Source organism: Streptomyces sp. NPDC045022 (assembly GCF_056432605.1).
The window spans coordinates 22503-48128 of the sequence record NZ_JBWKIR010000039.1 but is presented as its reverse complement, the minus strand read 5'-3'; the positions used below and the strand labels follow the sequence as shown (position 1 = coordinate 48128).

At 71.8% G+C, this 25626-nt stretch carries 22 protein-coding genes; 9 read left to right on the top strand and 13 right to left on the bottom strand.

What is annotated here, in order from left to right; all coding sequences use genetic code 11:
* Positions 1-176 precede the first annotated feature (176 nt).
* Positions 177-1022, bottom strand: a complete 846-nt coding sequence (locus AC07C1_RS37470; RefSeq protein WP_478946570.1) for an inositol monophosphatase family protein — start codon at positions 1020-1022, stop codon at positions 177-179.
* 104 nt (positions 1023-1126) lie between these two features.
* Entirely contained in the window at positions 1127-2917 is a 1791-nt protein-coding gene (locus AC07C1_RS37465) for a gamma-glutamyltransferase family protein (protein ID WP_478946568.1), read from the bottom strand.
* Positions 2918-3032: 115 nt separating this feature from the next.
* Between AC07C1_RS37465 and AC07C1_RS37460 the strand changes: the two genes are divergently transcribed.
* The 6 genes from AC07C1_RS37460 (at position 3033) to AC07C1_RS37435 (ending at position 7798) form a co-directional block, all read left to right on the top strand.
* The gene (locus tag AC07C1_RS37460) at positions 3033-4097 is read left to right on the top strand and encodes a lipoate--protein ligase family protein (RefSeq protein ID WP_478946566.1); all 1065 of its coding nucleotides are present in this window, start codon (positions 3033-3035) and stop codon (positions 4095-4097) included.
* Positions 4098-4284: 187 nt separating this feature from the next.
* On the top strand, positions 4285-4791 hold the full coding sequence (locus AC07C1_RS37455; RefSeq protein WP_478946564.1) for an SAV_915 family protein: 507 nt from the start codon (positions 4285-4287) through the stop codon (positions 4789-4791).
* Complete coding sequence (locus AC07C1_RS37450) at positions 4788-5078, top strand: DUF6317 family protein (RefSeq protein WP_478946562.1); 291 nt, start codon at positions 4788-4790, stop codon at positions 5076-5078. Before AC07C1_RS37455 ends, AC07C1_RS37450 begins: the two co-directional genes overlap by 4 nt.
* A 6-nt stretch (positions 5079-5084) precedes the next feature.
* Positions 5085-6368: a WXG100 family type VII secretion target gene (locus tag AC07C1_RS37445; protein ID WP_478946560.1), complete on the top strand. Its 1284-nt coding sequence runs from the start codon at positions 5085-5087 to the stop codon at positions 6366-6368.
* Positions 6346-6882, top strand: a complete 537-nt coding sequence (locus AC07C1_RS37440; RefSeq protein ID WP_478946558.1) for a hypothetical protein — start codon at positions 6346-6348, stop codon at positions 6880-6882. The genes AC07C1_RS37445 and AC07C1_RS37440 overlap by 23 nt, the downstream gene beginning before the upstream one ends.
* A gap of 229 nt (positions 6883-7111) precedes the next feature.
* On the top strand, positions 7112-7798 hold the full coding sequence (locus tag AC07C1_RS37435) for a hypothetical protein (RefSeq protein WP_478946556.1): 687 nt from the start codon (positions 7112-7114) through the stop codon (positions 7796-7798).
* 15 nt (positions 7799-7813) lie between these two features.
* Here the strand turns inward: AC07C1_RS37435 and AC07C1_RS37430 are convergent, their stop codons facing one another.
* From AC07C1_RS37430 to AC07C1_RS37390, 9 genes are all read right to left on the bottom strand, one after another.
* On the bottom strand, positions 7814-9340 hold the full coding sequence (locus AC07C1_RS37430; RefSeq protein ID WP_478946554.1) for an NCS1 family nucleobase:cation symporter-1: 1527 nt from the start codon (positions 9338-9340) through the stop codon (positions 7814-7816).
* 131 nt (positions 9341-9471) lie between these two features.
* Positions 9472-10491 carry a TIGR03842 family LLM class F420-dependent oxidoreductase gene (locus tag AC07C1_RS37425; protein WP_478946552.1) on the bottom strand — a complete coding sequence of 340 codons (1020 nt, stop codon included), beginning with the start codon at positions 10489-10491 and terminating at the stop codon, positions 9472-9474.
* An 11-nt stretch (positions 10492-10502) separates the two neighbouring features.
* Complete coding sequence (hydA, locus tag AC07C1_RS37420; RefSeq protein ID WP_478946550.1) at positions 10503-11906, bottom strand: dihydropyrimidinase; 1404 nt, start codon at positions 11904-11906, stop codon at positions 10503-10505.
* Positions 11907-11946: 40 nt separating this feature from the next.
* Positions 11947-12789: a nitrilase-related carbon-nitrogen hydrolase gene (locus AC07C1_RS37415; RefSeq protein ID WP_478946548.1), complete on the bottom strand. Its 843-nt coding sequence runs from the start codon at positions 12787-12789 to the stop codon at positions 11947-11949.
* Between the two features lie 155 nt (positions 12790-12944).
* Positions 12945-14522 (bottom strand): PucR family transcriptional regulator, encoded by a 1578-nt coding sequence (locus tag AC07C1_RS37410; RefSeq protein ID WP_478946546.1) that lies wholly within the window; start codon positions 14520-14522, stop codon positions 12945-12947.
* 57 nt (positions 14523-14579) lie between these two features.
* Positions 14580-15863, bottom strand: coding sequence for an aspartate aminotransferase family protein (locus AC07C1_RS37405; protein ID WP_478946544.1), 1284 nt, complete (start codon positions 15861-15863; stop codon positions 14580-14582).
* On the bottom strand, positions 15860-16702 hold the full coding sequence (locus AC07C1_RS37400; RefSeq protein WP_478946542.1) for a nitrilase-related carbon-nitrogen hydrolase: 843 nt from the start codon (positions 16700-16702) through the stop codon (positions 15860-15862). Before AC07C1_RS37400 ends, AC07C1_RS37405 begins: the two co-directional genes overlap by 4 nt.
* A 196-nt stretch (positions 16703-16898) precedes the next feature.
* Positions 16899-18542, bottom strand: coding sequence for a hypothetical protein (locus AC07C1_RS37395; protein ID WP_478946540.1), 1644 nt, complete (start codon positions 18540-18542; stop codon positions 16899-16901).
* Positions 18543-18694: 152 nt separating this feature from the next.
* The gene (locus AC07C1_RS37390; protein WP_478946538.1) at positions 18695-18946 is read right to left on the bottom strand and encodes a helix-turn-helix domain-containing protein; all 252 of its coding nucleotides are present in this window, start codon (positions 18944-18946) and stop codon (positions 18695-18697) included.
* Between the two features lie 63 nt (positions 18947-19009).
* Here AC07C1_RS37390 and map point away from each other — a divergent pair, with 63 nt between their 5' ends.
* Together map and AC07C1_RS37380 are read left to right on the top strand one after the other, a co-directional pair.
* Positions 19010-19786 carry a type I methionyl aminopeptidase gene (gene map / locus AC07C1_RS37385; RefSeq protein WP_478946536.1) on the top strand — a complete coding sequence of 259 codons (777 nt, stop codon included), beginning with the start codon at positions 19010-19012 and terminating at the stop codon, positions 19784-19786.
* A gap of 128 nt (positions 19787-19914) precedes the next feature.
* Positions 19915-22449 carry an ATP-dependent Clp protease ATP-binding subunit gene (locus AC07C1_RS37380; protein WP_478946534.1) on the top strand — a complete coding sequence of 845 codons (2535 nt, stop codon included), beginning with the start codon at positions 19915-19917 and terminating at the stop codon, positions 22447-22449.
* 127 nt (positions 22450-22576) lie between these two features.
* Here AC07C1_RS37380 and ggt read toward each other — a convergent pair whose 3' ends face one another.
* Positions 22577-24379, bottom strand: a complete 1803-nt coding sequence (gene ggt / locus AC07C1_RS37375) for a gamma-glutamyltransferase (RefSeq protein ID WP_478946532.1) — start codon at positions 24377-24379, stop codon at positions 22577-22579.
* Between the two features lie 142 nt (positions 24380-24521).
* Between ggt and AC07C1_RS37370 the strand changes: the two genes are divergently transcribed.
* Positions 24522-25268, top strand: a complete 747-nt coding sequence (locus AC07C1_RS37370; protein WP_478946530.1) for a hypothetical protein — start codon at positions 24522-24524, stop codon at positions 25266-25268.
* Between the two features lie 27 nt (positions 25269-25295).
* Here the strand turns inward: AC07C1_RS37370 and AC07C1_RS37365 are convergent, their stop codons facing one another.
* Complete coding sequence (locus AC07C1_RS37365) at positions 25296-25568, bottom strand: hypothetical protein (RefSeq protein ID WP_478946528.1); 273 nt, start codon at positions 25566-25568, stop codon at positions 25296-25298.
* Positions 25569-25626: the final 58 nt, after the last annotated feature.

Below are 25626 nucleotides of genomic sequence, written 5' to 3'. Positions count from 1 at the left end.
ACGCCACCCAAGCCGCCGGGCCGTCGTACGGGACGCCACCCAAGCCGCCGGGCCACCGTCCGGGACGCCACCCAAGCCGCCGGGCCACCGTCCGGGACGCCACCCAAGCCGCCGGGCCACCGTCCGGGACGCCACCCAAGCCGCCGGGCCACCGTCCGGACAGGGTGCCCCTGCCGTCAGGCCGTCGTGCGCAGGAGATCGGACAGTCGGCGGGCGGTGGTGGCGTCGCGGGCGGCGGTGAACGGCAGCGCGTTGCCGCCGGTCACGCGGAACGGCTCGCCGCCGAGGGTGACGTGCGCGCCGCCCGCCTCCTCGACCAGCAGCAGACCGGCCGCGTGGTCCCAGGCCGCCTCCCAGGAGAACGCCACGGCGTCCACCTCGCCCCGGGCGACGGCGAGATACTCCAGGCCCGCGGAGCCGCAGGGCCGGGGTGCGACGCCGTCGGTCCACAGGGCCCGCAGCGCGCGCTTCTGCTGGTCGGTGGTGAAGTCGGGGTGCGAAGTGGCGACGACGAGGTCCCGGCCGGGCACGGGCGGCCCCGCGAACAGCCGCTCACCGTCGAGGAAGGCGCCCTGGCCCCGGACGGCGGTGGCGAACTGGTCGCGTGCCGAGGCATACGTCCAGGAGGCGATGACGACCCCGCGGTGGGCGAGCGCGACCAGGGTGCAGAAGCCGTCGTCGCCGTGCACGAACTGGCGGGTGCCGTCGACCGGGTCGATGATCCACACCGGTGCGTCGCCCTGAAGCGCCTCGTACGTCGCCGGGTTGGCGTGCACCGCCTCCTCGCCGACCACCACGGAGCCGGGCAGCAGGGCCGCGAGATCCTCGGTGAGCCGCAGCTCGGCGAGGCGGTCGGCGTCCGTCACCAGGTCGTGCGGTCCGCTCTTCCGGTCCACCTCGTGCTCGGCGAGGCGGCGGAAGCGGGGCAGGATCTCGGCCGCGGCGGCCTTGCGGACCGCTTCCTCCACGTCGGCCGAGCAGCGGGCGAGAAACTCGTCGATGGTTTCCGTCTCTTCGATCATGCCTCCATGAGAGCACGCCCCTCTGACAATCCCCGCCCGGCCGGTGTACACCGGGTGGAATCGGGATGAGGGACAGGGGCCGGCCGGAGCCGTCGCCGGGTTCGTCACCGGCCCACCGCGTACCCCTGCATCCCGCGGGGGTTCGCCGCCGCCGACAGGATGCCGGTCTCCGGGGCCCGGGCGACCGCGCACAGGCGGCCCTCGGACCAGGCGGGGCCGACGGTGACGTCGTGCCCGCGGCGCCGCAGCTCCTCGATCACCTCGGCGTCCATCCGGGACTCCACGGTCACGCTGCCGGGGCGGCGGCCGCGCGGGTAGAAGGAGCTGGGGAAGCTGTCGTTGTGCCAGTTCGGGGCGTCGATGGCGCCCTGGAGGTCGAGGCCGCCGCGGACGGGTGCGCGCAGGACGGCGGCGAGGAAGAAGTGCAGCTGCCACTGGTCCTGCTGGTCGCCGCCGGGGGTGCCGAAGGCCAGGACCGGCACACCGTCGCGCAGCGCGAGGGACGGGGTGAGGGTGGTGCGCGGGCGGCGGCCCGGGGTGAGGGTGTTCGGCAGGCCCTCCTCCAGCCAGGTCATCTGCAGACGCGTGCCGAGCGGGAAGCCCAGCTCGGGAACGACCGGGTTGGACTGCAGCCAGCCGCCGCTGGGCGTGGCGGCGATCATGTTGCCCCAGCGGTCGACCACGTCGAGGTGGCAGGTGTCGCCCCGGGTGGTGCCGATCCGGTCGACGGTCGGCTCGCCCGCGCCCATGGGGTTGAAGGGAGGCTCGCTGGCGGCATCCACGCACGCGTGTGCCTGTGCGGGCAGATACGGAGTGCGTCCGCCGGGGCTGCCGGGGCGCAGCTCGTACGAGGCCTTCGCGCCGACGAGGGCGCGCCGGGCGGCGTTGTAGTCGTCCGACAGCAGCTCGGTGAGCGGCACCGCGGCGGCGTCCCCGTACCAGGCCTCGCGGTCGTCCATGGCGAGCTTGCAGCCCTCGATGAGCAGGTGGACGTAGTCGGCGGAGCCGTAGGCGGGCAGCTCGGGCGGGAGCAGGGCGAGCTGCTGGAGGAAGGCGGGGCCCTGGCTCCAGGGGCCCGCCTTGCACACGGTCCAGCCGTTCCAGTCGTACGTGGCCGGGGTCTCGTAGGCCGCCGACCAGCCGGCGAGGTCGGTCTCGGTGAGGGTGCCGGTGTGCCGTTCGCCGCTGGTGTCCAGGGTGGGCCGCCGGGACTGCCGCAGCAGGGCCTCGGCGATGAAGCCGGAGCGCCACACCTCGCGCGCGGCGTCGATCCGGGCTTCCCGGTCACCGGCGTGGGCGGTCTCGGCGAGCAGCCGCTTCCAGGTGGCGGCGAGGGCGGGGTTGCGCAGCAGCTCGCCGGGCCGGGGCGCCCTGCCGCCGGCCAGGTAGAGCTCCGCCGACGACGTCCACTCCGTCTCGAACAGCTCCCGTACGGTCTCCACGGTCGCGCCGACCTTCTCCACGGGCGCGTGCCCGTGTTCGGCGTAACCGATGGCGTACTTCAGGACGTCGTCCAGGGACTTGGTGCCGTGGTCGCGCAGCAGGAGCAGCCAGGCGTCGAAGGCGCCGGGCACGGCGGCCGCGAGCGGCCCGGTGCCGGGGACGAGCTCCAGCCCGAGGCTCCGGTAGTGCGCGGCCGTGGCGCCCGCCGGGGCCACGCCCTGCCCGCACAGCACGCGCACCGCGCCGCCCGCGGGGGCGAGCAGGATCGGCACCTCGCCGGCGGGCCCGTTGAGGTGCGGCTCCACCACGTGCAGTACGAACGCCCCGGCCACCGCGGCGTCGAAGGCGTTGCCGCCGTCCTCGAGGACCGCCATCGCCGACTGCGAGGCCAGCCAGTGCGTGGAGGAGACCATGCCTAAGGTCCCCTGGAGGGTGGGCCGGGTGGTGAACACAGCGCGCTCCTGGGCTCGGGTACGTCTTCCGGGTGATCGTACGGATGTACTCGCCGCCCGGGAACACCTCGCAGACGCCTCACGTTGATCTCTTACGGCAGGAACGGAGGCCCCAGTGCACGGTGAGTACAAGGTGCCCGGTGGCAAGCTCGTCGTCGTGGACGTGGACGCCGAGGAGGGCGTGCTGCGGCACGTGCGGGTGGCGGGCGACTTCTTCCTGGAGCCGGACGCGGCGCTGGACGCGGTGAACCGCGCGCTGGAGGGCGCCCCGGCGGACACCGACGCGGCGGGGCTGGCCGCGCGGATCGACGCGGTGCTGCCCGCCGGGACCGTGATGTACGGCCTGACCTCGGAGGGCGTGGGCATCGCGGTGCGCCGCGCGCTGGCGCACGCCACGGACTGGACCGACTACGACTGGCAGCTGATCCACGAGGGCCCGCAGCCGCCGGCCCTGCACATGGCACTGGACGAGGTGCTGACCGCGGAGGTGGCCGCGGGCCGGCGGCCGCCGACCCTGCGGGTGTGGGAGTGGGGCGCCCCGTCGGTGATCATCGGCAGCTTCCAGTCGCTGCGCAACGAGGTGGACCCGGAGGGCGCCGCGCGGCACGGCATCGAGGTGGTGCGGCGGATCTCCGGCGGTGGCGCGATGTTCGTGGAGCCCGGCAACACGATCACCTACTCGCTGTCGGTGCCCGAGTCGCTGGTGCAGGGCCTGTCCTTCCAGGACAGCTACGCCTACCTCGACGACTGGGTGCTCGGCGCCCTCGGCGACATGGGCGTCCGGGCCTGGTACCAGCCGCTGAACGACATCGCGACCGACCAGGGCAAGATCGCGGGCGCGGCGCAGAAGCGGGTCGTCGGTCCCGGCGGCGGGCCGGGGGCCGTGCTGCATCACGTGACCATGTCGTACGACATCGACGCCGACAAGATGGTCGAGGTGCTGCGGATCGGGCGGGAGAAGCTGTCCGGTAAGGGCACCGGGAGCGCGAAGAAGAGAGTCGATCCGCTGCGGCGGCAGACGGGACTGCCGCGTGAGGCGGTCATCGACCGGATGATCGCCTCGTTCCGCGCGCGGTACGGGCTGGCCCAGGGCAAGATCACGGACGAGGAGCTGGCGCGGGCGCGGGAGCTCGCGCGGACCAAGTTCGGTTCCCCGGAGTGGACAGCGCGGGTGCCCTAGCCGCCGGCTCGGCCTGAGCTCCGGTTCAGCAACGGGTCAAGGGTTGCTCTGCGCTCGGCCAAACGGTCGTATGAGTTCCGTGTGCGTCCTCATCGATACTGCGACATAGCCGGATTTGCGCCGTTGCCCGCTGGCTACCGTGGTCGAGCCGATCGGCCATGCAACCAACGGGGAAGAGGTGACGGCGGTGGGCGCGCCGATACGTTCACGCCTGCTCGATCTCGCCGAGCCGGATCCGACAGGACGCGACCTTCCACAGCAGGCTCCGGGACCGCGCCGCTCGGCGCTGCTGGACCTCGTGGCGGCCGCGCCGCCCTCGCGACCGGACACGGACGACCGGCCGGCCCCCAAACCGGGTGTGCCCGCCTACCACACACCGGTGTTCGTCCCGGCGCATCCGAGGTCCGTCGCGGGAACGGGGACGGACGGCCGCCCCGCGCGCGTGCCCTTCGTCGTCGTCGAGCTGTTCGAGCACCCCGAACACGGCACCGTGGCCTTCGCGTTCACCTCGCCGCAGAAGCTGGTGGAGGTGCTCGGCGAGGCGCAGCCGTGGGTCGCGGCATCCCTCGGTCCCCTGGCCGAGGGCGTGAGCGAGCAGGGCGTCACCGTCCTGCTGGATCCCCGGGGCGCGCCCGGGGAACCCACCTGGCGGCCGGAGGACCTGGCCGCCTACGCGCGGGAGGTACGCCGGTGAGCGACTTCAAAGCGGTCTACGACGACCTCGCCACCATGGCGAGGACCTTCCACGAGCAGGCCGGCGACTACCGCAAACTGCACCCCGACGTGGCACCGCCCGTGGTCAGCGGCGGTGATCCGGGGCTGGACTCGGCCATCAAGGAGATCGCGGACCTCATCGTCGCCCTGCACATCGGCATGGCCGACCGGATGGACGACCACGGGGACAAGGTCGCGTACGCCCGGGACTCCTTCCACCGGCACGACGTGGACGTCCACGGCGTCTTCGAGGACCTGATGGGATGAGAGCTGATGGGTGACAGCTGGGTCGGCGGCGACATCGGCGGTCTGCGCACGATGGCCGAGACGTACAAGAACGCCAAGGACAAGCTCGACGACGTGGTCAAGCCGCTCAGCGGCGCCGTCGAGAAACTGGTCGGCGACGCCGACTGGAAGGGCGAGGCGGCCGAGAGCTTCCGCGCCAAGTGGAGCGAGGACGCGCTGGCCGCCGGCGGCTTCGCGGAGCTGGTGCACGCGGCGGGCGAGATCCTCGAGACGCTGGCGGGCGCGCTGTCCACGTGCGAGAAGTCCCTGCAGAACGCGGAGCACATCGCGGCCGGCAAGGGTGTGGCGACGGACGCCAAGGGCGCGCCGCTGCCGATCATGACGGCGAACCCGCCGAGCGCGGACGACCAGAAGACCATCTCCGCGATGAACGACTACGCCACGGCGCGCAACGAGGTCCTGCACACCGCTCAGCACGCCCGGCTGGTGGCGGCGCAGCAGTTGCAGGGGCTGTACGACAAGGTGACGTCGAAGGACGGCTCGGTTTCCCCGGGGGACAAGGTCACCCTGTACGACGCGCTGCGCGGGCTGTACGCGTACGACGCCGAGGACGCCCGCGCCGGGGGCCTCGAGGCCCGCAAGCACCTCGACGCGGCCAAGGCCGAGGCGCAGGCCGCCAAGAAGGAACTCCGCACGGAGCGCAAGGCGTTCCAGAAGGCGGGCAAGGCGCTGCCCAAGGACCTGCCCGCCAAGAGCGCCTACCGCGACGCGGTCACCAGGGTCGACGCGCTGGAAGAGGACATCGCGCGCGCTGACAACGGCAGCACCAAGCTGCCGTACGACCGTGCCCTGAACGTCAAGCTGGCGGACGCCGCGGACGCGCTGCGCATGGGCAGGGGCCTGGAGGCGCTGCCGGACGTCCTGAAGGAGATTCCGGTACTGGACGTCGCCGCGGCGGCGGCCTGCGGTCTGATCGAGGCGAAGGACGACCACGACAAGGGCTGGTCCTGGCAGCACTCGGTCGCCGTCGACGGCGGGGCAGCCCTCGGCGGCCTGGCAGCCGGTGCGGCGATCACGGCGGCCCTGCCCGTCGAGGGTGCGGCCGCCGTCGCCGCGGTCGGGGTCGGCTCGGTGATCGTAGCGACATCCGTCCTCGACCACGCCTTCCACGAGCACTGGAGCGAGGACATCCACGACCACGGGGTGGTCGGTGGCGTGTGGACGGGGACCAAGCACGTCGCCACGGAGACCGTCGATGACGGAAAGCGACTGGTGAAGGATGTCTGGCATGGCGTCACAAGCATCTTCTGAGGCACCGGCCCCCGGATTCTCCGTGCCCATCCCCGCCTTGCCGAAGCTGGGACGCACCTGGTACCGGCGCGGCGGACTCTACTGGCTGTGCCGCGCCCGGACCACGGTCTTCATCGTCATCGCCATGGCCATGTTCTGCCTCTTCGCGCTGAGCCTGTACGCGGGGGTCCGCGACCTTCTGCCGTCCACCGCGCGTGTCGTGTGCGACGGCGTACAGGTGGCCGCGTCCGTCGTGACCCTGGTGTGGGGTTGGGTCGCGCAGCGCAGGAGCCACCGCGAGGCGATGCTGAATCCACCCACTCCGGAACAGACCCTTCGCGCCAAACGCGACCACAACAGGCGCGTCCCGGGCCGGATCGCCATGGGGCGCGGACTCGTGCTGCTCGCCGCTCCCGTCATGCCGGCGTTCGCGGCATGGATCGTCGGCTGGCTGCTCGCCTGGGTCACCGTCCGGGAATACCCGAGCGAAGTCGGCGCCCGCCGCTGGCTGGAGGAGCACAGGTCCGGGGCGTGACGCGGACCGGAACGCCCTACCGTCCCCGCCGGGCCTCGGCACCACCGTAGGCGCCCGCCACCGGTTGGAGAGGCGCATAACGGGCAGAGCAGTACGTCATGAACGCGCTCCCGTGACCGCGCGGCCACGCTGCGAGTTTCCGCTTCCGCCCACAGGGACTCTTGTGACACTGTCGTGCCACGTCCACCATGCGGACCCCTTCCTACCCCTCCCCCACGAGAAGTGCGCCGTGCGTTCTCTTCCTCTGCCGCTCGCCCTCACCGCGCGACTGACGCCGGTCGCGGTCCTCGCCTGTGCCGGCTGGGCGCTGACGTCCGGCCCGGCGGCGTCGCCGACGGCCGCCGGGCACCAGACGGCCCAGAAGACGTCCACCCAGTCCTCCTCGTCCTCCTCGTCCTCCTCCGACCCGTCCTCCACCGCGGCGGCGAAGGCGTACGGCACCGCGCCCGCCCCCTGCTCCAGCGTTCCCGTGGCCACCGTCAAGTCGCTGGTGCCCGGGGCGAGGACGGCGGGCAAGGAGATCCCGTCGACGGACACCGAGCTGCGCCGCACCTGCTCCTGGAACGCGCTCCAGGGCTACGACTACCGCTGGCTCGACGTGTCCTTCGAGATCAGCGCGACGGACGAGGAGGCGGAGCAGGAGTACCAGCAGCGGGTCGGCGAGAAGAGCGGTGGCGGGGCCGTTCCGGGGCTCGGGGACTCCGCCTACTCCGTCGTGAACCTCACCACGGAGGACCAGCAGCAGACCCGCGAGGGCGTGGTGCTGGTCCGGGTCTCCAACGCACTGGTGATCGTCACGTACAACGGCAGTGACTTCGAGACGAAGAAGGCGCCGAGCACGGACGAGATCAACAAGGGGGCCATCAAGGCGGCGAAGGCCGCGGTCGGCGCACTGGGGGGCGGGCAGTCCGGCTGACCGCCCCCAAGGCCCTTACACCGCCGTCTCCCTGCGGCCGGTGAGCAGCGTCAGGGCCAGGTACAGCACCAGGGAGGTGCCGAGGCCCACCGCCCAGCCGTAGTGGGCCAGCGGGGCCAGGGCGGGGATGGGGCGGCCGTCGATCAGCGGCTTGAAGTCGGCGCCGCCGATCGCGAGGAAACCGCCCGTCAGGAAGGCGACGACCGCCCGCCAGTTCCATCCGGCCACGTACCAGTAACGGCCGCCCGCGCGGTACAGGTCGGCGAGGTCGAGGCGGGTGCGGCGCAGGAACCAGTAGTCGGCGACGAGGATGCCCGCGACCGTGCCGAGCAGGCCGCCGACCAGGCCGAGCCAGGTGAAGATGTAGCCCTGCGGGTCGGAGTACAGCTTCCACGGGAAGATCAGCACGGCGAGGACGGCGGTGATCAGGGCGCCGGTGCGGAAACTCACCCGCCGCGGCGCGACGTTGGAGAAGTCGAAGGCCGGGGAGACCAGGTTGGCCGCGATGTTCACGGAGAGAGTGGCCACGAGCACGGTGACCAGGGCGTAGAGCAGACCGACCACGTTGTCCGTCTTGGCGGCGAGCTGGACCGGGTCCCAGACCGGCTTGCCGTACACCGCCTGCGAACCGGACGTGACGAGCACGGAGAGGAACGCGAAGAGGGTCATCGTGGTGGGCAGGCCCAGGGCCTGGCCCCAGGTCTGCGCCTTCTGGCTCTTGCCGTAGCGGGTGAAGTCGGGGATGTTCAGCGACAGTGTGGACCAGAAGCCGATCATGCCCATGAGCGAGGGCCAGAACAGCTTCCAGAAGCCGCCGCCCCAACCGAGTCTGGACGGCTGGTCGAAGAGCGGGCCGACGCCGCCGGCCTTGCTGCTCATCCACCACAGCATCACCAGCGCGCCGACGATCACGAAGGGTGCCGCCCAGTTCTCGAAACGGCGGATGGTCTCCATGCCCCGGTAGATGATCGCGACCTGGACGACCCAGAAGATCGCGAAGGACAGCCACATGGTCCAGGCGTAGCCGCCGATGTGCGAGGCGCCCGACCAACTGTCGCCGATCAGCTTGCCGGCGAGGAAGTAGATCGCCTCGCCGCCGATCCAGGTCTGGATGCCGAACCAGCCGCAGGCCACCAACGCCCGCACGATCGCCGGCAGGTTGGCGCCGCGCACGCCGAAGGAGGCGCGGGCGAAGACCGGGAAGGGGATGCCGTACTTGGGTCCGGCGTGCCCGGTCAGCAGCATCGGCACCAGCACGATCAGGTTGGCGAGGGCGATGGTGAACACGGCCTGTTTCCAGTCCATGCCCACCGCGATCAGCCCGGAGGCCAGGGTCCAGGAAGCGGTGTTGTGGGCCATGCCGACCCACAGGGCCGAGAAGTTGTACGTCGTCCACGTGCGCTTTGCCACGGGGACCGGGAGCAGGTCCTCGTTGGCGTAGCGGCCGCTGGGCGGTGGCGTACCGGGAGCGAGTTCCACGCGCCCGTCGGGGAGGGCGACTTGGCCGGATGTCGGTATGGCCGTGGGAGCGGTGTCGGTCATGGGCTGGCCAATCGGGGAGAGGCGGGTCGGGAAAGGCCGTGCGGGCACCAGCCCCCTCCCCGGGACGGCGGGGAGGGGAGACCAGGACAGGCGTGGGGGGCTCGGAGCCGGACTTCGGCCCGGGGAAGGGATCAGGCGTTGACCGCGGGAATGACCCGGTGGCCGTAGGCGTCGATCGTGGCCTCTTGCGCGTCGTGCATGTCGTACACCGCGAACTGGTCGACGCCGAGCGCGCGGAGGGCGTTCAGTTTCTCGATGTGCTTCTCGACCGGGCCGATGACGCAGAACCGGTCCACGATCTCGTCGGGCACGAACTGGGTGTCGGGGTTGTCGCTGCGCCCGTGGTGGGCGTAGTCGTAGCCCTGGCGTGTCTTGATGTAGTCGGTGAGTGCCTCGGGGACCTGGGAGGAGTGCTCGCCGTACTTGGTGACCAGGTCGGCGACGTGGTTGCCGACCATGCCGCCGAACCAGCGGCACTGCTCGCGGGCGTGGGCGAGGGCCTCGGGCGAGTCGTCCTCGGTGACGTAGGCGGGGGCGGCCACGCAGATAGTGAGCTCGGACGGGTCGCGGCCGGCGGCGGCCGCCGCGTCCTTGACGGCCTTCACCATGTACTCGGTCAGGTACAGGTCGGACAGCTGGAGGATGAACCCGTCGGCTTCCTCGCCGGTCATCTTCAGTGCCTTCGGGCCGTAGGCGGCCATCCAGACGGGGAGTTCGGCGCCCTCCTTGATCCACGGAAACCGGATCCTGGTGCCTCCGAGGTCGGCCTCTCCGCCCCGGCCGAGGGTACGGATGACCTTCATGGCCTCGCTGATGCGGGCGAGGGTGTTGGGTTTGCGGCCCGCGACACGCATCGCGGAGTCGCCGCGGCCGATGCCGCAGACGGTGCGGTTGCCGAACATGTCGTTGAGGGTGGCGAAGGTGGAGGCGGTGACCTCCCAGGTGCGGGTGCCCGGGTTGGTGACCATCGTGCCGACCGTCAGCTTCTGCGTGTTCGCCAGGATCTGGCTGTAGATCACGAACGGCTCCTGCCACAGCACGGCGGAGTCGAAGGTCCAGCCGTAGCGGAATCCGTTGCGCTCGGCCCGCTTCATCAGGCTGATGACTCGGGAGGCGGGCGGATCGGTCTGCAGGACGAGTCCGAAGTCCATGGACGCCACTCCTAGTTGAGGTACTGACACGTGGAACGCGGGGTGTAGACGCCGTGGCCGGCGCGTCCGGTGTAATCCCGCTGGTCGATGACGGGCTCGCCGCGCGAGAGCACGGTCTCGACCCGGCCGGTGACGCGCTTGCCCTCGTAGGCCGAGTAGTCGACGTTCATGTGGTGCGTCTCGGCGGACATCACCTGCTCGGCGTGCGGGTCGTAGATGACGACGTCCGCGTCGGCGCCCGGGGCGATGGTGCCCTTCTTCGGGTACAGGCCGAACATCCGGGCCGGTGCGGCGCAGGCGATCTCGATCCAGCGGCGGCGGGAGATGTGCCCGTCCACGACGGCCTGGTGGAGGAGGTCCATGCGGTTCTCCACGCCCGGCAGGCCGTTGGGGATCTTGGAGAAGTCGCCGCGGCCCAGCTCCTTCTGGCCGGTGAAGCAGAACGGGCAGTGGTCGGTGGAGACCACCTGCAGGTCGTTGGTGCGCAGGCCCCTCCACAGCGCCGCCTGGTGTTCGCGCGGCCTCAGCGGAGTGCTGCACACGTACTTGGCGCCCTCGAAGTCCGGCTCGGCGAGGTTGTCGGTGGACAGGAACAGGTACTGCGGGCAGGTCTCGCCGAAGACGTTCAGCCCCGCGTCCCGCGCCCGGGCCAGCTCCGCGACCGCCTCCTGCGCCGAGACGTGCACGACGTACAGGGGCGCCCCGGCCACCTGGGCGAGCTTGATGGCGCGGTGGGTGGCCTCGGCCTCCAGCAGGGCCTTGCGGACCTCGCCGTGGTAGCGGGGGTCGGTCTCGCCGCGCGCGAGGGCCTGTTCGACCAGCACGTCGATCGCGATGCCGTTCTCGGCGTGCATCATGATCAGGCCGCCGTTCTCGGCGGAACGCTGCATCGCGCGCAGGATCTGGCCGTCGTCGCTGTAGAAGACTCCCGGGTAGGCCATGAACTGTTTGAACGAGGTCACGCCCTCCTCGACCAGCAGGTCCATCTCCTTGAGCGTCTCCTGGTTCACATCGGAGACGATCATGTGGAAGGCGTAGTCGATCGCGCAGTTGCCCTCGGCCTTGGCGTGCCAGGCGTCCAGGCCTTCGCGCAGGGTGTGACCGACGCTCTGCACCGCGAAGTCGACGATCGTCGTCGTACCGCCCCAGGCCGCCGCCCGGGTACCGGTCTCGAAGGTGTCGGAGGCGGAGGTGCCGCCGAACGGCAGCTCCATATGGGTGTGGGCGTCGACGCCGCCCGGGATGACGTACCTCCCGGTGGCGTCGATGACCCTCTCGGCACCGAAAGCCGCGGCGGCGGGGGTGCCGGAGGCGGCGAGGGCGGCGATGCGGCCGTCCTCGATCAGCACGTCTGCGTGGATCTCGTCGGACGCTGTGATGACGAGACCACCGCGGATGACGGTACGGCTGCTCATGGTCCCTCTCCTGCCAGGGTGGACGGGGCGGTCGGTGCGATCAGGGTGCCGTCAGCGGCGTGTACGCCCCCGGTGCCCGGTCGCGGTAGAACTGCCAGCGGTCGCGGACCTCGCGGAGTCTGGCCAGGTCGAGGTCGCGGACGACGAGTTCGGTCTCCTTGTCGCTCGCCACCTCGCCGACGAACTGCGCCTCCGGGTCCACGAAGTAGGTGGTGCCGTAGAAGTCGTTGTCGCCCAGGTCCTCCACCCCGACCCGGTTGATCGCGCCGACGAAGTACTCGTTGGCGACGGCCGCCGCCGGTTGTTCCAGCTGCCACAGGTAGCGGGACAGGCCGCGCGAGGTGGCCGAGGGGTTGAAGACGATCTCGGCTCCGGCGAGGCCGAGCGCCCGCCAGCCCTCCGGGAAGTGCCGGTCGTAGCAGATGTAGACGCCGATCCTGCCCACGGCCGTGTCGAAGACGGGCCAGCCGCTGTTGCCGGGACGGAAGTAGAACTTCTCCCAGAATCCCCGCACTTGGGGAATGTGGGTCTTGCGGTACTTGCCGAGGTAGGAGCCGTCCGCGTCGATCACGGCGGCCGTGTTGTACAGGACGCCCGGCTGCTCCTCCTCGTACATCGGCAGGACCAGGACGATGCCCAGCTCGCGGGCGAGGGCCTGGAAGCGCTGGACGGTCGGGCCCTCGGGAATCCGCTCGGCGTACTCGTAGAACGCCTTGTCCTGCACCTGGCAGAAGTAGGGGCCGTAGAACAGCTCCTGGAAGCAGAGGACTTGGGCGCCCTGCGCGGCGGCGTCGCGGGCCGCCTGCTCGTGCACCTGGATCATGGACTCCTTGTCGCCGGTCCAGGCGGTCTGGAAGAGGGCGGCACGGATCACTCGGCTCATCGGGACCTCCGGTAGCTCGGTGTGCCGTGAGCCTAGAAAGCCAGGACGGGCCGTTTGAGTGGCAGCGTGTCACGTCTGCGGGCCGTGGGCGTGCCACCGTGTCACGTGTGCGGGGGCCCATGTTTCACCGCCGTTTTCCCAGGTCGTCGCATGCTTCACCGTTGTTGCGCGTCGTGCGCGAGGAGTGCGATGTGCACGGAGGCCGCCTGTTCGAAGTCGTCCAGGTCCACACCGAGGCGGCCCTGTATGGCCTCCAGGCGGCGGTAGAGGGCCGGCCGGGAGACATGGTGGAGCTGGGCGGTGCGGGACTTGTTGCGGCCGGTCGCGAGATACGTGCGCAGGACGTTCAGCAGCTCCGGTTCGGCGGCGCACAGCAGCCCGTCCAGTTCCCGCTCGGCGAAGGACTGCACATGAGGGTCGTCGCGCAGCAGCCGGATCAGCCCGCGCAGGTGGACGTCCCTGAGCCGGACGACGGCCGGCAGGTCGAGGGCGGCGGAGGAGTCGGTGACGGCGTCGGCGACATGCCGGGCCTCGCGCAGCCCGGCGGGCACGTCGTCCCAGGCGGTGCGCGGATCGGCGGCCGCGACCACCGTGGCCGGCGCTCCGGTCTCCGTGCGCAACCGGGCCGCGAAGTGCTCGGTCAGCGCCTCGGCGTGCTGATCGCGGGGAAGGCTGAGCAGGACGGCGGTGGCCCCGCCGGCCAGCTCCGCGACCAGACCGGGCAGCCCCAGCATCCGCAGCACGCGGCCGAGGCGGGCCGGATCCTCGCCGGGTACGACGAGCGGGACGAAGGTCCGCCGGTTGACCGGCAGTCCGGCCGCCCGCGCCCGCGGCAGCAGCTGCCGGGCCGGGACCACACCGGAGACCAGGTCGGTCAGCAGGCTCTGCGCGGACTGCTCCTCCCAGGTCTGCGCGGAGCCGCCGCCGAGCATGCGGTGCAGGACCAGCGCCTCGGCGGCCCGGTCGGCGAGCAGCCGCCCGGTGGCCGCATCGCCCCGGTGGCCGCACAGCAGCAGCCGGCCCCATCGCTCCCCGCCCCCGCCCAGCTCGGCGTGGATCCAGCCGTCGCCCGCGCCGCCGCCGGCCTGCCGGGCGATCCGCTCCCAGTCGCGCAGCACGTCCTCCACCGCGGACCGCTCCCCCGCGGTGGCGAGGACGCGGTGGGCGAGGTTGGTGACGACGACCGGGCAGCCGCTGTGCCGGGTGACCTCGTCCAGCAGCCGTTGCAGCGGGGCACCGGCCGTGATCAGCCCGGTGAGGGCGGTCCGTACGGTCTCGGACAGGCTGACGGCGGCGAACTTCCGCCGCACCAGACGGCATTGCACCTCCTCCGTCAACTCGGCGAAGGGGAAAGGCCGGTGCAGCACCACCATGGGCAGCCCGCACCGCTCGGCGGCCCGCCGCATCACCTCGGGCGGCGTGGGGAAGGCCCGTCCGAGGCCGAGCACGACGGCCGCGGCCTCGGCCCGGTGCAGGGACTGGATGTACTCCGCCTGCTTGGCCTCGTCCCCGGCGAGGAGCACCCCGGTGGTGAGCACCATCTCGCCGCCGCTGAGCATCACGCCGACGTCGGCGGCCTCGGCGACGTGCACCCAGCGCACCGGCCGGTCGAGCTGCCCGGCCCCGGCCACCACCTCCGGGTCCCCGGCGAGCACCCGCTCCAGGGTGAGCACCTGCCGGACGGAGAGCGCGGGTTCGAGCGGCTGCCACGTGACGGTCGAGATGGCGGTCATGGCCGTGTCCCTTGCTCGGATGGTGCTAACCCGGGTGGTGTCAGTACGAACTCCTTCTCAGTACGAACCCCTGAGCGCGTGTTCGAGGATGGCCGCGCCCTCCTCGGCCTCCGCGACGGTGAGCGACAACGGGGGTGCGACGCGCAGGGCGCTGGTGTTGTGGCCGCCGCCCTTGCCGATGAGCAGTCCGCCCTCGCGAGCCGTCTCCAGCACGGTGGCGGCCGCCTGCGGATCGGCCTCGTCCGTCCCCGGTTTCACCAGCTCGACGCCGATCATCAGCCCGCGTCCGCGTACCTCGCGCACGCCGGGCAGCTGGGCGGCGAGGGCCCGCAGCCGCTCGATGAGCAGGCCGCCGACCCGGCGGGCGTTGCCCTGGAGGTCGTGTTCGAGGAGGTAGTTGAGGTTGGCGAGACCCGCCGCCATGGTGATCTGGGTGCCGCCGAAGGTCGAGATACTGTTGGCGTCCAGGCAGTTCATGATCTCGGCGCGGGCGACGACCCCGCCGATGGACATGCCGTTGCCGATGCCCTTGGCGAACGTGACGAGGTCCGGCGGACCGCTGCGGGCGTGCGCCTGCCAGCCCCAGAAGTGCTCACCGGTACGGCCCCAGCCGGTCTGGACCTCGTCGGCGATCCACAGGATGCCGTGCTCCTTCAGGACTTCCCGGAAGGCGGCGTAGAGACCGTCGGGCGGGGAGGTGAACCCGCCGACGCCCTGGATGGGTTCGGCGATCAGCGCGGCCGGCGGCCGGGTGTGGCCGAGGATGTCCTTCAGGTCGGCGACGCAGGCGTCGATGAACGCGCGGTCGTCGAGTTCGGCGTACGGGCCCCGGGTGCGGACGCCGCCGTGGACGTACAGGGTCTGCAGCGGGGACAGCGAGGTCGGGGACCAGCTGCGGTTGCCGGTGATGCCGACCGTGCTGAAGGAGCGGCCGTGGTAGCTGTTGCGCATGGCCAGGACGGTGTTGCTGCGCCGGTAGGTGGTGGCCAGCAGCAGGGCGGTGTCGTTGGCCTCGGTGCCGGAGGTGGTGAAGAACACCCGGGCGTCCGGGATGCCGCTCAACTGGGCGACCCGCTCGGCGAGTTCGACCATCGGCCGGTTGAGGTAGAGGGTCGAGGAGTGGATGATCCGGCCGGCCTGCTCGGTGACCGCCTTGGTCACCTCGGGCAGCGCGTGCGCGGTCATCGTCGTCAGGATGCCGCCGAAGAAGTCGAGGTACCTGTTGCCGGCGGAGTCCCAGACGTACCGTCCCTCGCCGTGGGTGATCTCCAGCGGGTCGTCGTAGTAGAGGGCGAGCCAGTCGGGCAGGACGCCCCGGTGACGGGAGTAGAGGTCGTTCACGGCTGCACCAGCCCTTCGTAGGCGTCGGGGCGGCGGTCGCGGTAGAAGGCCCACTGCTGCCGCACTTCCTCGATGAGGTCGAAGTCGAGGTCGCGGATCAGGAGTTCTTCGCTCTTGTCGCTCGCCACCTCGCCGACGAACTTCCCGCGCGGGTCGACGAAGTAGCTCGTGCCGTAGAAGTCGTTGTCGCCGTACTCCTCCTGCCCCACCCGGTTGATGGCGGCGATGAAGTATTCGTTGGCGACGGCCGCGGCGGGCTGCTCCAGCTGCCAGAGATGGGCGGACAGTCCGCGGTGGGTGGCGGAGGGGTTGTAGACCAGCTGGGCGCCCTTCAGTCCCAGTTGCCGCCAGCCCTCCGGGAAGTGCCGGTCGTAGCAGATGTAGACGCCGACCCTGCCGACGGCGGTGTCGAAGACGGGCCAGCCCAGGTTGCCGGGCTTGAAGTAGTACTTCTCCCAGAAGCCCTTCACCTGGGGGATGTGATGCTTGCGGTATTTGCCGAGGTAGGTGCCGTCGGCGTCGATGACGGCGGCGGTGTTGTAGTAGAAGCCGGACTGCTCGACCTCGAAGACCGGGACGACGATCACCATGCCGGTCTCGCGCGCGAGTTCCTGCGTCCGGCGGACCGTCGGACCGTCGGGCACCGGTTCGGCCCAGCGGTAGTGCTCCGGCTCCTGGACCTGACAGAAGTAGGGGGCGTTGAAGACTTCCTGGAAGCCGATGATCTTCGCGCCCCGGCGGGCCGCCTCGCGGGCGTGCTCCTCGTGTTTCGCCACCATGGACTCGGTGTCGCCGGTCCAGGTGGCCTGGACCAGAGCGGCGCGGACGACGTTGGCCATGAGCTGCTCCTTCGACGCGACGTCAGAGCCTCTACGCCCGTAGAGCAGGGCCGTAGAGGGTCGAAAGTAAGCCTCCGGGCGGCCCTTGCCAAGACCATTGTCGTCAACCCGCGGAGTCGATCACGTTTCACACTCCTGTGGGTGAGCGCGGAGGCCGACCGGGGGGCCGATCGGGGGCCATCGCGTCCCGGCCTTGTCACGGCGCGTGCCCCGCGACCCGCAGGGCGTGTACGAGGTCCCAGTACCGTTGGTCGGAGACGGCGTGCGCGGCCTCCAGCAGCGGGGGTACGAGGCGGCCCGGGTCGGCGGCGACGCTGCGGGCGGCCTCTTCGGGGGTGCGGACGCGCACGTAGGCGTCCAGCAGCGCCCGGACGTCGCGCCGCCGCCCCTCGCCGTCCAGCCGCAGCACGGCCGCGCCGATCTGCTCCGCCGGGCGCGCCACCCCCTGCCGCAGCATCTGCTGCCCGTCGGCGTCCCGTCCGGCCGCGGCCAGCGCGTCGGCGGCGGCGACCAGCCGCTCGGCGGGCAGCGACGCGGCCTCCCACAGCAGGGTGGCCCAGTCGGCGCCGAGGCCGGCCCGGTGCAGGGCGTCCGCGAGGAGCGGGAAGCGGGCGGGGGGCCACCAGGTGGCCTCCACCAGCAGCACATGCGCCTCCCCGCTGCGCCCCTCGGCCCGCAGCCGCGCCAGCCGCTCCACGGCCCCGTCGACCGCCTCGCCCGCCCCGTCGTCCACCACGTCGACGGGGGCCGGCACCGGTACGGCCGGCGACGCGGCCCCGGCGAACCGGGCCCCGCGCGGCGTACGACGCCCATCGGAAGGGCCCGGCACCACGGGCACCGGCGCCTGCGGTACGGCCACGGGAGCGGCCTCGTCCTCGGCCATCCCGGCGAACCGGGCACTGCCACGGCGGCGTTTGCGGGGGCCGGCGGGGGCGGGAGGCGTTTCGGCGGAGGCAGCGGCCGGCGGGGCGAGTGGAGCACCGACCGGCGGGGCCGATGGGGCAGCGGCGGCATGCGGGGCGGCCTGACCGGCTGGGTCTGCGGCGACGTAGGGCGCATGAGCGGACGGAGCCTCGTGGGCGGGCTGCCCGGCTCGGGCCGGAGGCGCGGCTCGGTACGCCTGCCCGGCTGAGGCAGACGACGCCGCCGGGTACGCCTGCCCGGCGTGGTGGGCATTCGCTGCGGAGGTCGGCCGCTCGGCTTGGCCGGCGTCGGCGGCGTGCGCGCCCTGGGCGGGGTCCGCGGCTTGGTGAGCCGGGCCGGGGCGGTGGGCGGACGCGGTGGGGTTCGTGCCGGAGAGGCCGTCGGGGGTGCCGAGTCGGCCGTTTACCGACCGGCGGTCCAGCTCCGCCATCCTGGCCCGCAGTTCGGCACAGCGGGCGGTGGCGCGGTCGTGGTCGTCGCGGACCCAGGCGAGGTCCAGGCGGAGGGACCCGGCCTCTTCGCGCGAGGCCGGCGCCGACAGCAGCCGGATCAGTTCGGCCTGCCGTTCGGCGGCGTACCGCTGCTCGCGGAGCATGACGTCGAGGCGGTCGACCAGAGCGTCCCGGGCTCCGGGCCGGGCGTCGTACGCCGTCAGCGCGGCGGCGTACAGTGTGCCGGCCCGTTGCCGCTCGGCCGCGGCGGCGGCGGGGCCGTACACCGCGCCGAGGTCCTCCAGCAGCGCCTCCACCACGTCCCACGGCGGCACCTCGCGCCCGTCCAGACAGGCCCGCATGCCCTCGGGGTCGCGCTGCCAGAAGATCCCACACCAGCCCCCGCCCTGGTCGAGGCGCGCCATGAGGCCGTCCAGGTAGCTCGCGAACTCCCGCATCCGACCGGCGAGTTGATCCACAGCCATCACCCAGCTCTCCCGCCCGACCGTCAGCACTCCGGTCGGTAGGCAACACCAGCTGTGTTACGGGCCCGCTACGCACAGTTTTCCGGCAGCGCGCGGGCGGCTCATTGTGGGATCTTGACCGTTGCGCGCGCGGTGACGCCCGCGCCGGCGTCTCAGACGGCCGCCGGAGCGCACCGCGCGACGAGTTCGTCCATCGACAGGCCGAGCACCCCGGCCAGTGCGGCCACCGTGAAGAACGCCGGAGTCGGCGCCCGCCCGGTCTCGATCTTGCGCAGCGTCTCGGCCGAGATCCCGGCCTCGGCGGCGATCTCGGGCATGCTCCGGCCACCGCGCGCCTCACGCAGCAGCCGCCCGAGCCGTTCGCCGCGTTCATGCTCTTCGGGGGTGAGAGGGGTGCGCACCATGTGACCCATTCTAATACCGGCCCCCGGCACGCCGCCCATTAAAATACCGGTATAGTAATTGGCATGGTTGAGTTGAAGACAGACACGTCGATCGACGCGATGCACGCGGCGGGCCAGGTCGTCGGGCGGGCCCTGACGGCCGTACGGGGGGCCGCACGCGTAGGCGTCTCCCTGCTGGAGCTGGACGAGGTGGCGCGGGAGGTGCTGCGCGAGGCCGGGGCCTCCTCGCCGTTCCTCGGCTACCGCCCCTCCTTCGCCCCGACCCCCTTCCCGGCGGTGATCTGCGCCTCGGTCAACGACGCGATCGTGCACGGCGTCCCGAGCCGGTACCGGCTCCGCGACGGCGACCTGGTCTCCATCGACTGCGGCGCCGAGCTGGACGGCTGGGCCGGCGACTCGGCGATCAGCTTCGTGGTGGGCCGCCCGCGCCCGGCGGACCTCCGGCTGATCGACGCCGCCGAGCGGGCGCTGGCGGCAGGCATCGAGGCGGCCGTGGCCGGCCACCGCATCGGCGACATCGCGCACGCCGTCGGCCGCGTGTGCCGTACGGCCGGATACGGCATCCCGCAGGACTTCGGCGGCCACGGCATCGGCCGCCGGATGCACGAGGACCCCGAGGTCCCGAACGAGGGGCGGCCCGGCCGCGGCCTCCCGCTCCGCCCCGGCATGGTCATCGCCATCGAGCCCATGCTGATCGCGAGCGGCAAGGACGCCTATGCCACGTCGGACGACGGCTGGACCCTGCGCACGGCCGACGGCTCCCGGGCGGCCCACGTCGAGCACACCGTGGCCATCACCGATGCCGGTCCCCGGATCCTTACGGCACGAGAAACGCCCTGACGAGGCACGTGGAGGCGAGAACGCCCACCCCAAATGCCCGTTCCGGCGGATCGTGTCATCGTGGGCATGAGCGACCCACCCCCTGGTTACCCGGACTGCTCCGCACGTCGTCAGAGGAACGGAACGCCATGACCAACGGCTACCCTCCTGACCCCTTCGGTGAATTCCTGGCCCGCTTCTTCGGCGGCGCGCCCAGCGGTGCGCCCCGCCACATCGACATCGGCCGCCTGCTCAGCCAGCCGGCCCGGGAGCTGGTCAGAGGGGCCGCCCAGTACGCCGCCGAGCATGGCAGCCGGGATCTGGACACCCAGCACCTGCTGCGCGCGGCGCTGTCCACCGAGCCCACCCGGAGTCTGCTGAGCCGGGCGGGCGCCGACCCCGACTCGCTCGCGACGGAGATCGACGGCCGGGCCGGCCCGGTCCAGCACCCGCCGGGCGAGGCACCGCCGCCGACGTCGCTGTCGCTGACCCCGGCCGTCAAGCGGGCCCTGCTGGACGCACACGACATGGCGCGGGCGAGCGGCGCCGGATACATCGGCCCGGAGCACGTGCTCAGCGCGCTGGCCTCGAACCCGGACTCGGCGGCCGGGCACATCCTGAACGCGGCCCGCTTCTCGGCCGGCTCCCTGCCGCCCGAGGCCCCGGAGAGCACCCAGAAGCGCCCGGAGCGGCAGCGGCCCACCGGCACGCCCACCCTCGACAAATACGGCCGCGATCTGACCGAGCTGGCCCGGGAGGGCGGGGTCGACCCGGTCATCGGCCGGGACACGGAGATCGAGCAGACCATCGAGGTGCTGTCGCGGCGCGGCAAGAACAACCCGGTGCTGATCGGTGACGCGGGCGTCGGCAAGACGGCCATCGTGGAGGGGCTCGCGCAGCGGATCGCCGACGGGGACGTGCCGGACGGGCTGGCCGGGCGGCGGGTGGTCGCCCTGGACCTGACCGGAGTCGTGGCCGGCACCCGCTACCGGGGTGACTTCGAGGAGCGCCTGAACAACATCGTGGAGGAGATCCGCGCCCACTCCGACCAGCTGATCGTGTTCATCGACGAGCTGCACACCGTCGTGGGCGCGGGCTCCGGCGGCGAGGGCGGCGCGATGGACGCCGGCAACATCCTCAAACCGGCGCTCGCCCGGGGCGAGCTGCACATCGTGGGCGCGACCACGCTGGAGGAGTTCCGCCGGATCGAGAAGGACGCGGCGCTGGCCCGCCGGTTCCAGCCGATCCTGGTGCCCGAACCGACCGTCGAGGACACGATCGAGATCCTGCGGGGTCTGCGCGACCGGTACGAGGCGCACCACCAGATCCGCTACACCGACGAGGCGCTGGTCGCCGCCGTGGAGCTGTCGGACCGGTATCTGACCGACCGGCGGCTGCCGGACAAGGCGATCGACCTGATCGACCAGGCGGGCGCGCGGGTCCGGCTCGGTTCCCGGACGAAGGGCACGGACGTGCGCGCGATGGAGCGCGAGGTCGAGCAACTGGTCCGGGACAAGGACCAGGCCGTCGCCGACGAGGACTACGAGCAGGCGAAGCAGCTGCGTGACCGGATCGGTGAGCTGAAGCAGCGGATCGCGGAGGCGAGCGGGGGCGGAAAGGCCGACGAGGGGATGGACCTGGAGGTGACCGCCGACGCCATCGCCGAGGTGGTGTCCCGGCAGACCGGCATCCCGGTCAGCCGGCTGACCCAGGAGGAGAAGGAGCGGCTGCTCGGCCTGGAGGAGCATCTGCATCAGCGGGTGGTCGGGCAGGACGAGGCGGTGAGCGTGGTCGCCGAGGCCGTACTGCGTTCCCGCGCGGGTCTGTCGAGCCCGAACCGGCCGATCGGCAGTTTCCTCTTCCTCGGGCCGACCGGCGTCGGCAAGACCGAGCTGGCCCGGGCGCTCGCCGAGGCCCTGTTCGGCAGCGAGGACCGCATGGTCCGCCTGGACATGAGCGAGTACCAGGAGCGGCACACGGTCTCCCGGCTGGTCGGCGCCCCGCCCGGCTACGTCGGCCACGAGGAGGCGGGGCAGCTCACCGAGGTGGTGCGCAGGCACCCGTACTCGCTGCTGCTGCTCGACGAGGTGGAGAAGGCGCACCCCGACGTGTTCAACATCCTGCTCCAGGTGCTCGACGACGGCCGCCTGACCGACTCCCAGGGCCGGACCGTGGACTTCACCAACACGGTCATCGTGATGACCAGCAATCTCGGTTCGGAGGCGATCACCCGGCGCGGTGCCGGGATCGGCTTCGGCCCGGGCGGCGCGGACGCGGACGAGGAGGCGCGGCGCGAGCAGATCCTGCGGCCGCTGCGCGAGCACTTCCGGCCGGAGTTCCTCAACCGGATCGACGAGATCGTGGTCTTCCGGCAGCTGACGAGCGAGCAGCTGCGGCAGATCACGGACCTGCTGCTGGAGGGTACCCGGCGGCTGCTGGACGGGCAGGGCGTCGGCGTCCGGTTCACGCCCGAGGCCGTGGACTGGCTCGCCCAGCGCGGCTACCAGCCGGAGTACGGCGCCCGGCCGTTGCGCCGCACCATCCAGCGGGAGGTGGACAACCAGCTGTCCCGGCTGCTGCTGAACGGCACGATCTCCGAGGGCAGCCGGGTCACGGTGGGCGTGCGGGACGGCCGGCTGGACTTCCGCGTGGAGGAGAACCGGCCACCCGCACCGGAGCTGTGATCCGGCCGCCGCGACGGGGAGCCGTGAACGTGACATGACCCCCGGCGTCCCGGCGCCGGGGGTCACGGCGTCCACGGCGCCGGGCGTCATCACGTCTGTCGCGGTCTCTGCCCGGTGGTCAGGGCGTCTACGGCGCCGGGTCCACCACCATCGCGGAGCCGCCACCGCGCCGTACCTTCTCGGCGGCGGCCAGCCATTTGCCGTTCGGCAGCCGTTGCACGCCGGTGGCCGCGCCGATCTCCGGGTTCAGCTTGAAGCGGTGCCCGAGGGCCTCCAACCGTGCTTTCACGTCGCTGTCGTAGAGGGCCGGTTCGAGTTCGGTCTGGGCCGCGTTGCGCTGGCTGGCGCGGGGCGCGGCGATCGCGTCGACCAGCGGCTGGTGCCGGTCCAGGAACCCGGTGAGTGTCTGCAGCACGGTGGTGATGATGGTCGCGCCGCCGGGCGAACCGAGCGCCACCACGGGCCGGTTGTGCCGGTCGAGGACGATCGTCGGCGAGATGGACGAGCGCGGCCGCTTGCCCGGGCCGGGCAGGTTCGGGTCGCGGACGGCCGGGTTGGCCGGGGCGAAGGAGAAGTCGGTCAGCTCGTTGTTGAGCAGGAAGCCCCGGCCGGGCACGGTGATGCCGCTGCCGCCGGTCTGCTCGATGGTGAGTGTGTAGGCGACGACGTTGCCCCACTTGTCGGCCACGGTCAGGTGGGTCGTGTTCTCGCCCTCGTACGTCGTCGGGGCCGCCGTGCCGCCCTTGCCGCAGGCCGCCGGGTGACGCGGGTCGCCGGGGGCGAGCGGGCTGCTGAGCACCGCGTCGTCCTTGATCAGGCAGCCGCGCGAGTCGGCGAACCGCTGCGACAGCAGCTGCTTCGTCGGTACGTCCTCGAAGGCGGGGTCGCCGACCCAGCGCCCGCGGTCGGCGAAGGCGATGCGGCTCGCCTCGATGTAGTGGTGCAGGTACTGCACCTCGCTCGCCTTGGAAAGGTCCGTGTTCTCCAGGATGTTGAGCGCCTCGCCGACCGTCGTGCCACCCGAGGAGGACGGCGCGATGGAGTACACGTTCAGGCCGCGGTACGACGCCCTGGTGGGCGCCTGGAGCTTGGCCCGGTAGACGGCGAGGTCCTTCTCGGCCAGCTTGCCGGGGCGGGCGTTCCAGCCGGAGGCGGGGCTGACGGGCGGGTGTTCGACCGTCTTGACGATGTCGTCGCCGATGTCTCCGCGGTAGATGGCGCCGATGCCCTCGCGGCCCAGCTCCTCGTAGGTGCGGGCGAGTTCGGGGTTCTTGAGCGTGGAGCCGACGACGGGGAGCTGTCCCTTGGGCAGGAACAGCTTCGCGGTGTCGGGGAAGTAACGGAACCGGGTCTCGTTGGACGCCGTCTGCGAGCGGAACGTGTCGTCCACCGTGAAGCCGTCGCGGGCGATCCGCTCGGCCGGTTTCAGGACGGTGCCGAGTTTCTCGCTGCCCCACTCGTCCAGCGCCTTCTGCCAGGTGGCGGGCGTGCCCGGGGTACCGACGCTCAGGCCGCTGCTGACGGCGTCGGGGAAGGCGAGCGGCTTGCCGTTCTCCGTGAACAGGTCGGAGTCGGCGGACAGCGGAGCGGTCTCGCGGCCGTCGATGGTGTGGACGGTACGGGACCTGGCGTCGTAGTAGACGAAGTAGCCGCCTCCGCCGACGCCGGCGGAGTAGGGCTCGGTGACGCCGAGCGCCGCGGCGGTGGCGACGGCCGCGTCGACCGCGTTGCCGCCGCGTTTCAGCACCTCGATGCCCGCGGCGGAGGCGTCCGCGTCGACGCTGGCGACGGCGCCGCCGTAGCCGACGGCCACGGGAACCTTGGGCACCGTCCGGCTCGTTGTCGTGGCGGGTGGCGCCGCCGCCCCCACCGACACCACGGCGGCCGAGACCGCCACAACCGCCAGTTTCCGCGTACCTGGACGACCCATCCGTACCTCCCGTCGGGACAGTCCGCGCAGCGTAACCAGATCGCCGTAGTACCGACAGTACGCCTCGGCGCTCTGCCACACGAACGTCACACATCGAACACGGGTACGTTGCCGTCGCCCGGGCCCGCTAGCATGCGCGGCCATGAACGACGACGTGCGCAACATCGTCCTGGGCGTCATAGCGGCGGGTGTCTCCGCCGCACTCGGCTGGGTCGCCCGTACGTATCTGTGGCGGCGCAGACTGCGACGCAAGCAGGGGTTCTTCGGGCTGCCGGACCACTCGGAGTCGCTGCTGGTGGTCAACCGCAACGCGGGCGGGCCGGAGCTGTCGGTGATGCGGCACGACGTGTTCGCGTTGCTGGAACTCTCCGCCCTCATCAAGGACTGCAACGCGCACGCTCAGGTCGTGGCGCACGACGCGGCCCAGCAGGGGTTCGGCGAGCGCACGGAGTTCTGCCTGGGCGGTCCCGCCTCCAACCGCCGGATGGCGGCCCACCTCTCGTCGCTGCTGCCGGGCGTGCAGGTGAACGTCGAGGCCGAAGCCGGGCCGGACCTCGGCGCCTTCCGGATCGGCGGCAACGACTACCGCATGGAGGGCGGGCGGAGCGAGTACGTGCTGCTCGCCCGGCTCACCGCGGGCGGGCGGCGCGACGCCCGCCCGGTGTTCCTCTTCTGCGGCCAGCGGTCCATCACCAACCAGGCCGCCACCCGCTATCTCGCCCGCAACCACGAGCGGCTGGCCCGCAAGCACGGTGGCGGCTCCTTCGTCCTGCTCCTGAAGGTGGTCAACTCGCAGGCGTACGGCCCCGATGTGGTGGAGCTGGTGGCGGACGTGACCCGGGCGGCTCAGACACCACTGCCGGAGGCGGCCACGACCGGCGCCGCCTAGGGTTCCGGACCGACTGCTCCGGCGTCGTCAGGCCGCGGGGAATCCCCCGGAGTTCCGCACCTCGGACAGCGCCTTCTTGATGGTGACCTTCGCGAAGTAGCCGGCACCGAAGAATATGCACTGGACGACGTACCAGAACTTCTCGGCCCCGGTCATCTCGACCAGTCCGTACTCGCTCAGCGCCTTCTTCACCGGGACCTTCTGGAAGTAGGCGGCACCGAGGTAGATGCAACCCAGGACGTACCAGAAGCTCTCCCAGGAGGTGGTGGTGCCCTGACCGAGGTACTGCCGTTCTGCCATGACGTTCTCTGCCTTCCGATGACTGTGAGGATCCGGGGAGACACGCCGATCCGGACCC